The organism is Microbulbifer sp. CAU 1566 (assembly GCF_023156515.1).
Classification (GTDB): Bacteria; Pseudomonadota; Gammaproteobacteria; order Pseudomonadales; family Cellvibrionaceae; genus Microbulbifer.
The window spans coordinates 89322-102154 of record NZ_JALNMG010000002.1 but is presented as its reverse complement, the minus strand read 5'-3'; the positions used below and the strand labels follow the sequence as shown (position 1 = coordinate 102154).

General features: G+C 57.3%; 13 protein-coding genes. All 13 read right to left on the bottom strand.

Features of this window, described 5'->3' with window-relative positions; translation table 11 throughout:
* Positions 1-76 precede the first annotated feature (76 nt).
* The 13 genes from M0G74_RS05580 to M0G74_RS05520 all read right to left on the bottom strand — a co-directional run bounded on the left by M0G74_RS05580 (position 77) and on the right by M0G74_RS05520 (position 12754).
* Entirely contained in the window at positions 77-634 is a 558-nt protein-coding gene (locus tag M0G74_RS05580) for a type II secretion system protein M (RefSeq protein WP_248215482.1), read from the bottom strand.
* Positions 635-2008: a type II secretion system protein GspL gene (gene gspL, locus M0G74_RS05575; RefSeq protein WP_248215480.1), complete on the bottom strand. Its 1374-nt coding sequence runs from the start codon at positions 2006-2008 to the stop codon at positions 635-637.
* Entirely contained in the window at positions 2009-2992 is a 984-nt protein-coding gene (gspK, locus tag M0G74_RS05570; protein ID WP_248215478.1) for a type II secretion system minor pseudopilin GspK, read from the bottom strand.
* Positions 2989-3876 (bottom strand): type II secretion system minor pseudopilin GspJ, encoded by an 888-nt coding sequence (gene gspJ / locus M0G74_RS05565; protein WP_248215475.1) that lies wholly within the window; start codon positions 3874-3876, stop codon positions 2989-2991. The genes gspK and gspJ overlap by 4 nt, the downstream gene beginning before the upstream one ends.
* Positions 3873-4307, bottom strand: coding sequence for a type II secretion system minor pseudopilin GspI (gene gspI, locus M0G74_RS05560; protein ID WP_248215473.1), 435 nt, complete (start codon positions 4305-4307; stop codon positions 3873-3875). The genes gspJ and gspI overlap by 4 nt, the downstream gene beginning before the upstream one ends.
* Complete coding sequence (locus tag M0G74_RS05555) at positions 4291-4899, bottom strand: type II secretion system protein (protein ID WP_248215470.1); 609 nt, start codon at positions 4897-4899, stop codon at positions 4291-4293. The genes gspI and M0G74_RS05555 overlap by 17 nt, the downstream gene beginning before the upstream one ends.
* Positions 4900-4916: 17 nt before the next feature.
* Positions 4917-5345 carry a type II secretion system major pseudopilin GspG gene (gspG, locus tag M0G74_RS05550; RefSeq protein WP_160153708.1) on the bottom strand — a complete coding sequence of 143 codons (429 nt, stop codon included), beginning with the start codon at positions 5343-5345 and terminating at the stop codon, positions 4917-4919.
* A 62-nt stretch (positions 5346-5407) separates the two neighbouring features.
* The gene (gene gspF / locus M0G74_RS05545; protein ID WP_248215467.1) at positions 5408-6625 is read right to left on the bottom strand and encodes a type II secretion system inner membrane protein GspF; all 1218 of its coding nucleotides are present in this window, start codon (positions 6623-6625) and stop codon (positions 5408-5410) included.
* Position 6626: 1 nt separating this feature from the next.
* Positions 6627-8105: a type II secretion system ATPase GspE gene (gene gspE / locus M0G74_RS05540; RefSeq protein WP_248215465.1), complete on the bottom strand. Its 1479-nt coding sequence runs from the start codon at positions 8103-8105 to the stop codon at positions 6627-6629.
* On the bottom strand, positions 8105-9991 hold the full coding sequence (gspD, locus tag M0G74_RS05535) for a type II secretion system secretin GspD (protein WP_248215464.1): 1887 nt from the start codon (positions 9989-9991) through the stop codon (positions 8105-8107). The genes gspE and gspD overlap by 1 nt, the downstream gene beginning before the upstream one ends.
* A gap of 167 nt (positions 9992-10158) precedes the next feature.
* Entirely contained in the window at positions 10159-10842 is a 684-nt protein-coding gene (locus M0G74_RS05530; RefSeq protein ID WP_248215458.1) for a type II secretion system protein N, read from the bottom strand.
* Between the two features lie 233 nt (positions 10843-11075).
* Entirely contained in the window at positions 11076-12005 is a 930-nt protein-coding gene (locus tag M0G74_RS05525) for an FAD-binding protein (RefSeq protein WP_248215456.1), read from the bottom strand.
* Positions 12005-12754, bottom strand: a complete 750-nt coding sequence (locus M0G74_RS05520) for an electron transfer flavoprotein subunit beta/FixA family protein (protein WP_248215454.1) — start codon at positions 12752-12754, stop codon at positions 12005-12007. The genes M0G74_RS05525 and M0G74_RS05520 overlap by 1 nt, the downstream gene beginning before the upstream one ends.
* Between the last annotated feature and the right edge of the window lie 79 nt (positions 12755-12833).

Genomic DNA, 12833 nt, shown 5'->3' with positions numbered 1-12833 from the left:
TCGGTAGCACGATGTGGCGCCACCCTTTTTTATGGCAGCGCTATCACTCGTAGGTTGCCTAGGTCAGCACTAAAAATTAGCGCTCCAGGGTCAGCCGGACGGAAACCATGCCCTCTTCGCCCAGTGCGTCCACACTGACCGTGCGAATGACAAAACGCTGCTGCAGGAGCGTGTTCAACCAGGGCTGCAGATCCTGATAGCGGACCTCATCAATCCAGAGACGGATGCGACCGCTGCCCTCCGGCTCAAAGCGCTTAATGGTGACTTGATGATTGTTGGCAGCCGCTGTGACCCTCTGCAACAAGGTGCCTTGCGCCTGGGACTGGCCGCCACTGGAACGCTGGATACGCTCCAACTGTGGCCTCTGTTTCTCTATCCAGCTGACCAACTCACGGGACTGCTCCGCTTCACTACGGGCCGTCTCAAAAAAAGACTGGGTGGGCTTGAACAGTCCAAACACAATGATCATTACCCCCAGGAACAACCCGAGCAGCCCCAGGGCCCGCTGGTCATTGGGAGGTAGCGCAGCCCACTTGTGGCGCCATTGTTCAATTGTCTGCTTCATATTGGTTATTGGCTTGGCACTGTTATTGTCGATGCCTGGCAAGGCAACTGTCGATCCTGCTTTCATCATTTATTTCAACCGGATACGCCCGGATACACCCTCTTCCAGTTCATTGGCCGCCAATAGCTCGGCCTTGTACTGGCTGCTGCTGAGCTTGCCGACCACTTCGTCTAGCTGGCCAAGATTGGCCGCCCTCAGCTGCAATACCAGCTCGCCGCGATTGCCATCAAAACGAAGGGACTGCAGTTTGAGATCCCCCGGTTTACCGGTACTCCAGACCTTACTCAACTGCTGCAACTGACCGGCAAACTCACCGCCACCACCGGAGGCTTGATTGAGATAACCGGTGACCTGGCGCCGCAAGTCTGCACTCGGGGTATCCCCGGGAAAAATTTCGGTGAACAGGTTACGCGCAGTGTCGTCCGCCTTGCTGGCCTGCAGGCTGTAATAGGTCCCAGCCCCCAGAAAAAACAGTAACTGGAGCGCAAAGCAGGCGGCCACGGCGATCGCCGGCTTTTTCCACCAGGGACCCTGAGCGCTATGCAGTGACACCTGGTATTCACCACTGAGCAAATTGCCTGGCACTTGCGAGGGTACGGCCTTCAGCAGCCCTGCAATCGGGTCTCCGGTAGCGCAATCCACGCTACCCAGTTGCTGGAATGTCGCCAACTCAAGATCCGTCGGCTCACCCAGCAGGCGCAGGCTGGGAGCCTCTCCCTCACTCGCTGCCACGATCGGCTCGGCGTCGTCACCGGTGTCCTCTGGGGCAAACAGGCTTTCCGCCACAACGCCTGCCAGCGGCCGGTTTACCGTGAGGCCCCGGCCCGCCGCCTGCCAGAAATGCGCGCGATCACGCTCCAACCAGAGTGCCGACTGGCCGGGAGTCGCTGACATAGCGAGTAATCGGTATTCGGGAATAGCCGCTATCACGGGCCACTGGAGGCGCTCAATCTGGCTTTTGAGGGCGCTGAGCTTGTCCGAGGCAACGGCCATGACACTACAGAGGTCGCCAAGGACCGGCTCGCAGACAAAATGCAGGTCTTCCACATCTTCCGCGAGCTGCTCTTCCACCATATAACCAACGGCGCTACTTTGCCGGCGTGCTGCACGCGGTACCGTTTCAAGCCCATTCCAGACCCAGCCGCCCGGCAGCAAAATCAGGGCTCGCTGTCCTTCGTCAAACGTCAGGGCCTCAGCCGTCACATCGCTCGCTGACGGATCCAACGGAGTGCCCCGCTGGTCGGCAGTGTCCAGAGTGAAACCCTGCTGCTCGCCACTCTCCGCCGCAAAGGCACGACGAAACTGGTCATCGACGGAAACTGTTTGCCACCCGTTCTCGGTCCAGCACTGTACGACAACGCCATTGGGCGCCACTGCATGTTCGCCATCGAGCGACCCGGCTCCAGCCTCTCGCAGCCGCAATAATTTCAGTTCCTGGCTCAATTATTCCCCCAGTAATTCCTGCAAAAACTGCCCGGAAAATTCGCGCCTTTGGCGCTGTATAACTTTTACACTGCCGGTGGTGGTGTCGAGCTTCAGAACCGACTCCCAGTATTGCCGATGCTCCAGGCCCAGCTGCACCGCGATATGCGCAACATAATACGCGCTGTTGAAATCCAGTTCTCCCCCGCCGGTGATACTGAAAGCGCTCAGGTCCGCCATCTGGGTAAATACGGTTCCGGACTCTCGCTGGTTGATTAACCCCGGGATATTTGCCGACGGGAACATGGCCGCGAGCAACTGCTCTGAGGCTGTGTTCACGTTGACCTTGGTTCCCGATTCGGGCAGTGCGCATAGCTCCGGCGCAATCAACTGCCACTCTTCCGGTTCAATACCCTGTACCGCACTCAATTCAGATTCGTCAGTAATGAAAGTATCCGGGGTGCGGTAAGCCAGCTCCAGACCGAGATAACCCGTATCTTCCGTGCCCGATGCCAGGGGTGTATCGCCAGGATCGAGCCAGTCTTCAATCGCGAGCGCAAGGTCCGCGCGGGCACCGAGATTGCGCACCAATCGCTGTAGCACCGCGGCGTCGCCGGTGCCTTTGGCCGCAGAGCCCGAAGTTCGACCGAGGGTTAAATTATTTACATTAAAACAGGACTGTAAGTCTTTGATTTGTATGCGGATCTTACCGTTATCCGGATTGAATTCCGTAAGTCGCTGTGCCCAGGGTTCCAGCAGGTTATCGCTGGCAGTACCGGCGGTGCGATCCTCTTCGAAATCCTTCTCCAAAGCGATGATCGCCCAAGCCTCAGCGCCGTGAACGAATTCCGCCAACTGGGTATTGGCCAGGATGGCACTGGTACGGGATATGGCCAGGCGATTGCGGGTCACCGCATGGGTGACCGCGGCGATCGCAATGACCATCACCAGCAGTACCGTAATCAGCGCGACACCGCGCTGGCGCTTCAGGCTTAAGGGGGTCATTGCCTGCCCTCACCGTCGCGGCCGTTGCCATCGCCAGATCCGTCATTCTCTCGGCCCGAGTCACTGCCCGAATCATCACGTGAGTCACCGCCGCCAGCGTCGCTGCCGTCGGAATCCCCGTTGTCGTCGCCCGCCTGTTCGTCATCGTCCCTGCCGTTGCCGCCACCAGAGCCGCCCGACCCGGTACCTGCGACCACGGTATATTCGGGGAGCTGAAAAACGCGGAGCATTTCACCCCCGGTTCTGGTGACCAGCCTGACCTCGATCGCTTTCGGCAAGCGCAAATCCACGGCGCCGGGCGTCGTCATGGAAGACGCCGGAGGCCACTGCGACAGCCATGCCTCGGTATCCCGATCAAAATAGCGCAGGCTGAGATCCATAACGCCGTCGAGAATGGGTTCAGCTACTGGCTCTGAATCTGGACCGCGGTCCAGAATTCGCCAGCGACTGCGCAGCAACAATGCTGTGTCATCGTCGACTTCCGGCTGGTAGCGTTCCCGCTCCTCTTCCTCCGGGTAGCCAATGCCGTAGTGCAAACGCTGCAGGTTACCGCGGGGCTCCCCGGTCAGATTGGCGGCGCCAAGACGTGTAAATTCAAATTCATTACTGCCCCCCTGAAAGGCCGGCTCGTAGCCGCTATACCCGTTTTTGATTGGGCGAACCGTTAGCTGGCGCAGGTCGTCATCCAATCGGTACATGGCCATCGACAGGCGGCGCAGTTCATCCGCGCGTGCGGTCAGCACCCGGTCTGTGGTGAAAAAGGTTTCCAGTAGGGAGTAGGAACCGATACCGATGATAGAAACGATCACCAGTACAACGATGACTTCAATCAGGGTAAAGCCCTGTGACGGGCGCAGTGGCGGCTTTCGCACTTGTTGCTTCACGGCCCCGTACCTCCGGAGCTGGAACTGGACGCCGCCGCAATGGATTGCGCTACCCAGGAGTCGATGGTCAGTATTGGCGGTTTTTCAGGCCAACCAACCTGCACGATGATATGCCGCATGCGCGGTTCACTGGTGCTTTTGACTTCCGCCGAGACTTGCCACTCGCGCCCGGCCAGCAGAACCTTCTCGTTTTTTTTGCCCAGGGGCGGCCAATCAGTGCGCAAGCGAATTTCCGCAAGCGCCTGCTGGGCCACCCAGTTGGCCGTGAGGCGCTCTTCCAGTGCCGTCTGCTGGCGTACGCTGTCCTGTAGGGTTTTGAGGACACTGGCGGCAATCACCCCGAAAATGACCAGGGCGACCATCACCTCAACCAGGGTGAAGCCGCGCTGGCCACGAGCGCCGGTGACTGCTGACTCAGTAATCATCGGCATCCCACTCAAGCTCCATGCCGTGCAAAGTACTGTAGGAAATGATGGCGCCACGGCCTATATCGCCGCTTTTCAAAAGGAATAAGGCAATTTCCACCGGTAACACTTCACCGCTGGAAAGCGCGGCAAACTGGGGAAGTACTTCGTCATCCTTGCCCTTCTTGCCAACCTTACTGTCCTTACGACTGCCGCCGAACGTCGTATCTTTGCTGTTGGCACCGGGAAGTTCGGTTTGCGAGAGGATTTCGAGCCGCATATTTACGGGCAGCTCGTGGGCACTGAAGCGTCGGGCATTGGCAGCATTCGGGGTCGCCGAAAAATCAATCGGCTGCCATTTCATCGTCGATGTGTCATAACGCACAACCTGATAGCTGTTTTCCTCAAAAACAACACCGTAGTGCGCCTTATCGATCAACGCGCGATCGGCAACCAGCTGCAAAAGATTGCCGAGCCGCTGAACTTCCCCGGTCCAATGACGGGTGTCCGTATTTCCCAGGGAAAGCGTCGCCATACCCGCCAGCGAGGCGATGATCACCATCACCACCAGCAGTTCGATCAGGGTAAATCCCCTTTGGCGGCGGGCTGTGACGCGCATGAGGCTTCCCGTCAGCCTCAGAGTTCTGAGGCAAACAGGTCGGCGGCCTCGCCTTCACCACCGGGCTTGCCATCCGCTCCGAGGCTGAACAGGTCGTAAGCGCCAGCGCTGCCCGGGCTGATGTACTGGTAGAGATTACCCCAAGGATCCTTGGCTTCACGCTTCAGGTAGGGCTCGTTCCAGTTTTTGGCTTCCGGGAAACCGGAAGGCTTGGTTACCAGAGCCTGCAGCCCCTGCTCGGAGCTGGGGTAGACAAAGTTGTCCATGCGGTACATGTCCAGCGCCGTTTCAATGGTCCGCAGGTCGGACTTGGCCGCTTTAATGCGGGCTTCACCGGTTTTACCGAGAATACTCGGAACCACCATGGCGCCCAGCACGCCAAGAATCACGATCACAACCATGATTTCGATCAGGGTAAACCCCTGACTCTTGCGCAGATTTTTCATTCCTCACCTCGCGAGTTCAAACGTAAAACATTGTCCACTAATTGACCGTGCTGAACAATTTATCAACCAACCAACTGGTTCATATTCATGATCGGCATCATGATGGCCATCACAATAAACAGCACTATAGCCGCCATGACCAGTAGCATGATGGGCTCAAACAGACTCACGAAGGCGGTCACCGCCCCCTGCAGGTCCTGCTCCTGATTTTCCGCTGCCCGCACCAGCATCTGGTCGAGCGTGCCAGAAGATTCACCACTGGCGATCATATAGATCATCATTGGAGGAAAATATTCCACATCCTCCAGGGCGCGGCGAAGACTGCCGCCCTCCCGTACGAATTTCTGCGCAACCTGAAGCCGCGCTTTCAAATAGTCGTTGCTCATTACGCCACTGGCAATGCCCATCGCCTGCACCAACGGCACACTGCTGCCCGTCAGGATCGCCAGCGTACCCACGTAGCGCGCGCTCTGCCCGCCCCTCACCAGCCAGCCAATGACCGGCATCTCCAGCAGTCGGTGATGGTAGCGGTAACGGAAACCGTCACGGCGCAATAACAGCATCCAGCCAACCACTAGCAGCACAAGGACCGGGGGAATCAGCCAGCCCCAGGCGGAAATGAAATCACTGAGGGAAACCAGAATTCGGGTAGCGAGTGGCAACTGCTGGCCGGTTCCAGTAAAGACTTCGATGACGTCTGGGACGACGTAGACCATCAGGCCGGTAACCACCAGCACACAGATCACCACCAGAACCAGCGGGTATATCAGGGCCAACTGAACCTTCTGCCGGAACTGTTGCTGGCTCTCGGTGTAGTCGCCAAGACGCTCAAGTACCTCGTCCAGATGTCCGGAGTGCTCCCCCGCCTCTACGGTGGCGCGATAAAGCTTGGGAAACGCCCGCGGAAAGCTCCCCAGGGCCTGGGCGAAACTGTGGCCTTCCAGCACCTTGGCGCGCACAGCCAGCACGATACGCCGCACCTTCTGATTGCGGGACTGGTTGGCTATCGCACTGAGGGTTTCTTCCAGGGGGATGCCGGCCCGCAACAGGGTCGCAATCTGACGGGTAAGAAGGGCCAGGGGCTTGATACCCAGCCCCGGGCTACCGGAGAGCAGGCTGGCACCGCCAGCAGCTGAGGTTTCTGCAGCCGCGCTCACTTCCAGGGGAATCAACCCTTTGGCGCGCAACTGCTGGCGCGCGGCTTTGGCACTGTCGGCTTCCAGCGTGCCACGATTTTTGCGGCCGCCGCTGTTGAGGGCGGTGTACTCGAAAGCACCCATCTCAGGACTCCTGGGTTACCCGCAGTACTTCTTCCAGTGAAGTGATTCCGGCCAGTACTTTGGCCATGCCATCGTCGCGGATGCTGGGCCCCAACTTGCGGGCCTCTTGAACCAGCGCGCTCTCAGAGGCGCGGTCGTGCATCATTTGCCGTAGCTTCTCATTCACTGGCACTAATTCATAGATACCTATACGACCGAGATAACCACTGTGGTTGCATTTGTCACAGCCGCCAGGGCCGTAGATGGTACCCGGTGCCCCCTCTTCCAGCCCAAGCATCCTGCGCTCGAACGCATCCGCTTCGTGTGGCTGGCGACAATCAGGGCACAGCACCCGCACCAGGCGCTGTGCCAGTACGCCGATAATGCTCGAAGACAGCAGGAAGGGCTCAATCCCCATATCTACCAGTCGGGTAACCGCACCCAACGCGGTATTGGTGTGCAGGGTGGAAAGCACCAGGTGACCGGTCAAACTCGCCTGAATGGCAATCTGCATGGTTTCCAGGTCGCGAATCTCACCGACCATCACCACATCGGGATCCTGGCGCAAAATGGCGCGCAAACCGCGGGCAAAGGTCATGTCCGCTTTGGTATTCACCTGGGTCTGCCCAACGCCCTCCAGGTTGTATTCCACCGGGTCTTCCACGGTGAGAATGTTCTTTTCGCGGTTATTGATGCTTGAGAGGCCCGCGTACAAGGTGGTGGTTTTACCGGAGCCGGTAGGGCCCGTAACCAGCAAGATACCGTGGGGCCGCCCGAGAAGCTCAGTAATGACCCGCAGATCCCGGTCTGCCATCCCCAGCTGACGCATATCCATCTTGCCCGCCTGCTTGTCCAGCAGACGCATGACCACCCGCTCTCCGGCAGACGATGGCATGGTTGAAACACGCACATCCACCTCGCGGCCACCCATCAGCAGGGAAATACGGCCGTCTTGGGGGACCCGCTTCTCCGCGATGTCCATTTTCGCCATTACCTTGATCCGCGACACCAGTAGCGGTGCCAGTGCACGGCGCGGCTGCAACACTTCCCGCAGTACGCCATCCACTCGGAAGCGTACGACCAGGCGCTTTTCAAAGGTTTCAATATGAATATCCGAAGCGCCCTGCTTGAGGGATTCGGCAAAAATGGCATTGATCAGACGGACGATAGGCGCATCGTCCTCTTGCTCCAAAAGGTCTTCTGTTTCCGGCAGTGAATCAGCGACTGCAGCCAGATCCAGGTCGTCCCCTAACCCTTCAACGTCGGAAAGATTACCGCCTTCGCGGTTTTCGTATTGCCGCTGCAACGACTGCTGGAAATCGTCGGCGTCTACCGCTGCGATCCCGAGCGGCAATTCACACAGGCGCTGAACTTCTGCGAGCACAGTGGGATTCAGTGGCGCCACGTACTGGCATACCGGGGTGCCATCCACCTCTGCCAGCAATACCTGGTGGCGCTTGGCAAAGGCGTAAGGTAGTCGCTTGAGCGTGACTTCTGTCATCACTTGACCGCCTCAGGCTCCAGCGGAAGAGTCTCTTCCTGTTGTTGCGCACTGGCAGGCGGCGGCAGTAGATCCGGCAGGATTTCACCGCGGTTCCAGTCCCAGATGTTACTGGTATTGTCGCGCAATCTGAGCTGACGCTCCTGCATCGCGCGGTAACGGCGACGGGTTTCTTCATAGCCTGCAATCTGAGTGCTCAGAATTTTCGGACGCAGGAATACCATCAGGTTGGTCTTATCCACCGACTTGTCGGAATTGCGGAACAGACGACCAATACCCGGGATGTCGCCGAGCAAGGGGACTTTTTCGTTGATTTCCGTCACTTTGTCTTCGATCAGGCCACCCAACACCAGGATGGCGCCGTCATCGATCAGTACCTTAGTGCGGATTTCGCGCTTGCTGGTCACAATATCCGAGGCTGCGGAACTGGCAACCGGCAGCACGTTTTCAACCTTCTGTTCAATTTCCAGGGTGACGGAATTGTTGTTATTGACCCGGGGAATTACCTTGAGGGTGGTGCCCACGTCCTGCCGCTGGATGGTGGTGAAAGGATCGTTGTTACTACCGGACAGCAATTGCTCACCGGTAATGAAGGGTACGTTCTGACCAACCAGAATCTCGGCCTCTTCATTGTCCAGGGCCATGATGGTTGGTGTAGAGAGAATATTCGCGTTGTTTTCATTCGCCAGCGCATTGATCGCAACACGCACATCCGTGCCGCTGAGGAAACCGAGGTTCAGGCCCTGGCGGACCAGATTCGCCGGATCCAGCGAGAACGGATTGACCTCGGACAGCACATTGCCGTCGGCATCAATAATCGGGGTTTCCGCAAAATCGTTCTGGAAGCCCGCGAAAACATCGTCATCGTTACCGGCAATCCATTTGACCCCGAGCTTGTTGCCCGTGCCTTCGGTCACTTCGACGATGATGGCCTCAATCAGGACCTGCGCGCGGCGCACATCAAGTTTGGCAATGACGCCTTTCATGGTATCCAGCAACGAGGGCGGCGCGGTCAATACCAGTGCATTCAGTTCTTCATTAACCTGGATGCTGACTTCAACATCCGCGACCTGCTGATCTTTTTCGGTTTTCTGGATACTGCCGCTCATCCCTTCAAGAATAGGCTTCAAGTCGGCAGCACTGGCGTACTGCACGTAAACCACGGCGGTATTACCCTCACCGGTCAACGGCTGGTCAAGGCGCTGAATCACTTTTTTGAGCTGGGTGCGGGTTACCGGGTCACCGGTCAGCAGAATACTGTTGGAGCGTTCATCCACGGCGATGCGTAGCGGCTGTACATCGTTGCCCGCCTGTTTGCCGCCACCCTGAAGCAACTCATTGATGACCTGCTTGACCTCTTTCGCAGAGGCAAATTCCAGCGGAACCAACTCGATATCAATGGCACCCGCGCGATCGAGCTGCTTGATCAGGCGTACGATCTGCTCAATGTTTGCCGAGCGATCCGCCACAATCAGGGTATTGGTGTCGGCGTAGGCAGCCAGGTGGCCGGTTTGAGGAATCAGCGGACGCAGCATCGCAATCAGCTGTGCCGCGGAGATGTTTTCGACCTTTACCGTACGCACCACCAGCGCTTCGCCAGGTGCTCGGGTCGTCTCATCAACAACGGGGATTGCCTGCTGTTTCGCAAGGGCATCCGGGACCACTTTCCAGGCATCCCCCTGCTCCACCAGACTGAAACCGTTCACCTGCAGCACCGACATAAACACGTCGAACGCCTGTTCATGGGTCATGGGGTCACCGGCAACGACGGTCACCTTGCCCTTAACATTGGGGTGAACAATGATATTTTTGCCAGTGAAGTCCGCAGCCCAATTGATCAGGTCACGGATATCGGCGTTATCCAGTGAAAGGGTTACCCTTTCCACGGGAGACTGAGCCAGCACCGAAAACGACAACAAAAAACCCAAGGCGACTGCAACTAGCCGTCGGTGAAACAAGCTCATCATTATAATTCTGACTCTGATTCTTATGTGTTCAGTAAGTTATTGGTCTTCAAAAACAGCTGCTACCCAAAAAACAGCCGTTGCCTACTTTAGCGAGTGTCCCGCCCCCCTTGGCGCTCACGGGCCATTTCACGCAGTTGCTCCAGGCGCTCCTTGATGGATTGCTGTCGATCCGCGCGGTCGCTGGTTGCATTGGCACTGATGACCTTGGCAGCCTCGCGCGCGTAGTTAGCGTACTGTTTGGGAACTGTCGGACGCCCATCGGCATCGGGGTAGGTCAATTTCTCCATCTGACCGTTACGGCGTAGGATAATATGGTCAACCTCGACAGAATAGACCTCAGCGCCACCAGGCAGTGACTGTCCTACGTAAAAACGTTCTGCAGGCTTACCCCGCTCAGCGACCAGGGCGCTGGCATGGTCACTCAGGCTGCTGCTGAGCACACCGGACAACACCAGATTCAGCTGGGTAATGGGAATGTTGGCCAGATCCAGATCCGGCTCCGCCTCACTCTTCACTTCTGCGACACCAAAAAATGCCGTAGCGGGCAAAGACTCGGCGGTATTCGCACTTACAGGCCGCGCATTGCGCTCAACCAGCAGCCCGCTACCCGACTCTGAGGGCATTACCAGATGCCCGTATGCCATCAGATTGACGGCCAGCCAACCACCCACAACCGCAAAGGTGGCGAAAAGACTATGCCGTGCGGTGCTGCTACCCGCAGCGCCAGGGGCCTGCAGAGCAGATGAAATTGTGCGCTTTACCAAAGACATGACTAAACCCGTCTCGGCTGTACCACAGACAGCTTGTTTCTCTTAATTGGCGCCTATTCTCTAGGCTTGCCTCCCGAAAGGCAATGTTATGGGGCGTAAAGACCAAAAATTAGCCAACCATTCCCCTGAATCTAGTACTCAAATACCAATTAAACCGCGGATTATGAAGTTTCCACCAAAGAAAAAGGCGGCTTTCGCCGCCCTTTTCCCAGTCAGAGTATATGTACCAACTATTACAGTTTGGTTTCCAACTCTGGCACCGCATCAAACAAATCGGCTACCAGGCCGTAATCAGCCACCGAGAAGATCGGCGCCTCTTCATCTTTGTTGATGGCCACAATCACCTTGGAGTCCTTCATACCCGCCAGGTGCTGAATGGCGCCGGAAATACCCACTGCGATATAGAGGTCCGGAGCAACGATTTTGCCGGTCTGACCAACCTGCATATCATTGGGCACAAAACCGGCGTCTACCGCTGCGCGGGAGGCGCCAACTGCAGCACCCAGCTTGTCTGCCACCTTGTTCAGCAGCTCAAAGTTTTCGCCGTTCTGCATGCCGCGGCCACCAGAGATCACAACACGAGCAGCGGTCAGCTCCGGACGGTCGGAAACGGCCAGCTCTTCACCGACAAACTTGGAAACACCCGCGTCATCCACCAGCTCCACGGTTTCAACAGTTGCGCTTCCACCTTCTGCAGCCACTGGGTCAAATGCCGTGGTACGCACAGACGCAACCTTGATGGCGTCAGAGCTCTGCACGGTAGCAATCACGTTGCCCGCATAAATAGGACGCTTGAAGGTATCGGGACCTTCCACCGCAATGATGTCGGAAATAGGCTGAACATCCAGCAGCGCAGCTGCGCGCGGCAGCATATTCTTGCCGGTGGTGGTTGCCGGGGCCAGCACATGGCTGTAGTTTTTGCCCAGATCGGCGACCAGCTTGGCGACATTTTCTGCCAGCTGGTGTTCATAAGCGGCGTTATCAGCCACCAAAACCTTGTTAACGCCTTCTACTTTGGCCGCTGCTTCACCAACGGCACCACAGCCGCTGCCGGCAACCAGAACATCGATATCACCACCGATGGCTTTGGCCGCTGCGACTGTATTCAGGGTTGCGCCTTTCAGCTCGGCGTTATCGTGCTCTGCAATTACAAGAATGCTCATCAGATTACTTTCGCCTCGCTTTTCAGTTTTTCTACCAGTTCCGCTACATCGGCAACCTTGACGCCTGCCTGGCGCTCGGCCGGCGGCTCAACTTTCAGGGTTTTGGTGCGCGGGGCGATGTCCACACCCAGTTCGTCCGGGTTGGTCACATCCAGAGGCTTTTTCTTCGCCTTCATGATGTTGGGGAGAGACGCATAACGCGGCTCATTCAGGCGCAGATCGGTGGTTACCACTGCAGGCAGCTTGAGCTCAACGGTCTGCAGACCGCCGTCGATTTCGCGGGTCACTTTCACCGAACCCTCTTCGACGTTGACTTCAGACGCAAAAGTGCCCTGACCCATGCCAGTCAGCGCTGCCAGCATCTGGCCAGTCTGGTTGTTGTCGCCGTCGATGGACTGCTTGCCCAGGATAACCAGCTGAGGCTCTTCCTTCTCGACGATGGCCTTCAGGCACTTGGCGACTGCCAGCGGCTGCAGCTCCGCGTCAGTTTCCACCTGGATACCGCGATCGGCACCCAGTGCGAGAGCAGTACGAATCTGTTCCTGACACTGTTTGGGCCCCATGGAAACAGCGATGATCTCGCTGACCACACCCTTCTCTTTCAAGCGCACCGCTTCTTCAACAGCGATCTCACAAAAGGGGTTGATGGACATCTTTACATTGGCAATGTCCACATCCGAACCGTCCGCCTTCGGGCGAACTTTCACGTTGTAATCGACAACGCGTTTCACAGCTACAAGAACTTTCATGAAAATCCCGTCTCAGTAGTCTACTTAGAAGTTGCGACCCGGCAGCCAAAACGACTGGGGCACAACATGGGTAACTCGG

What these genes read in the sequence shown, in the direction of transcription:
- M0G74_RS05580 (WP_248215482.1), bottom strand. Translation starts at nt 634, where the DNA reads ATGATGAAAGCAGGATCGACAGTTGCCTTGCCAGGCATCGACAATAAC.
- gspK (WP_248215478.1), bottom strand. Translation starts at nt 2,992, where the DNA reads ATGACCCCCTTAAGCCTGAAGCGCCAGCGCGGTGTCGCGCTGATTACG.
- gspI (WP_248215473.1), bottom strand. Translation starts at nt 4,307, where the DNA reads ATGCCGATGATTACTGAGTCAGCAGTCACCGGCGCTCGTGGCCAGCGC.
- M0G74_RS05555 (WP_248215470.1), bottom strand. Translation starts at nt 4,899, where the DNA reads ATGCGCGTCACAGCCCGCCGCCAAAGGGGATTTACCCTGATCGAACTG.
- gspG (WP_160153708.1), bottom strand. Translation starts at nt 5,345, where the DNA reads ATGAAAAATCTGCGCAAGAGTCAGGGGTTTACCCTGATCGAAATCATG.
- gspF (WP_248215467.1), bottom strand. Translation starts at nt 6,625, where the DNA reads ATGGGTGCTTTCGAGTACACCGCCCTCAACAGCGGCGGCCGCAAAAAT.
- gspE (WP_248215465.1), bottom strand. Translation starts at nt 8,105, where the DNA reads ATGACAGAAGTCACGCTCAAGCGACTACCTTACGCCTTTGCCAAGCGC.
- M0G74_RS05530 (WP_248215458.1), bottom strand. Translation starts at nt 10,842, where the DNA reads ATGTCTTTGGTAAAGCGCACAATTTCATCTGCTCTGCAGGCCCCTGGC.
- M0G74_RS05525 (WP_248215456.1), bottom strand. Translation starts at nt 12,005, where the DNA reads ATGAGCATTCTTGTAATTGCAGAGCACGATAACGCCGAGCTGAAAGGC.
- M0G74_RS05520 (WP_248215454.1), bottom strand. Translation starts at nt 12,754, where the DNA reads ATGAAAGTTCTTGTAGCTGTGAAACGCGTTGTCGATTACAACGTGAAA.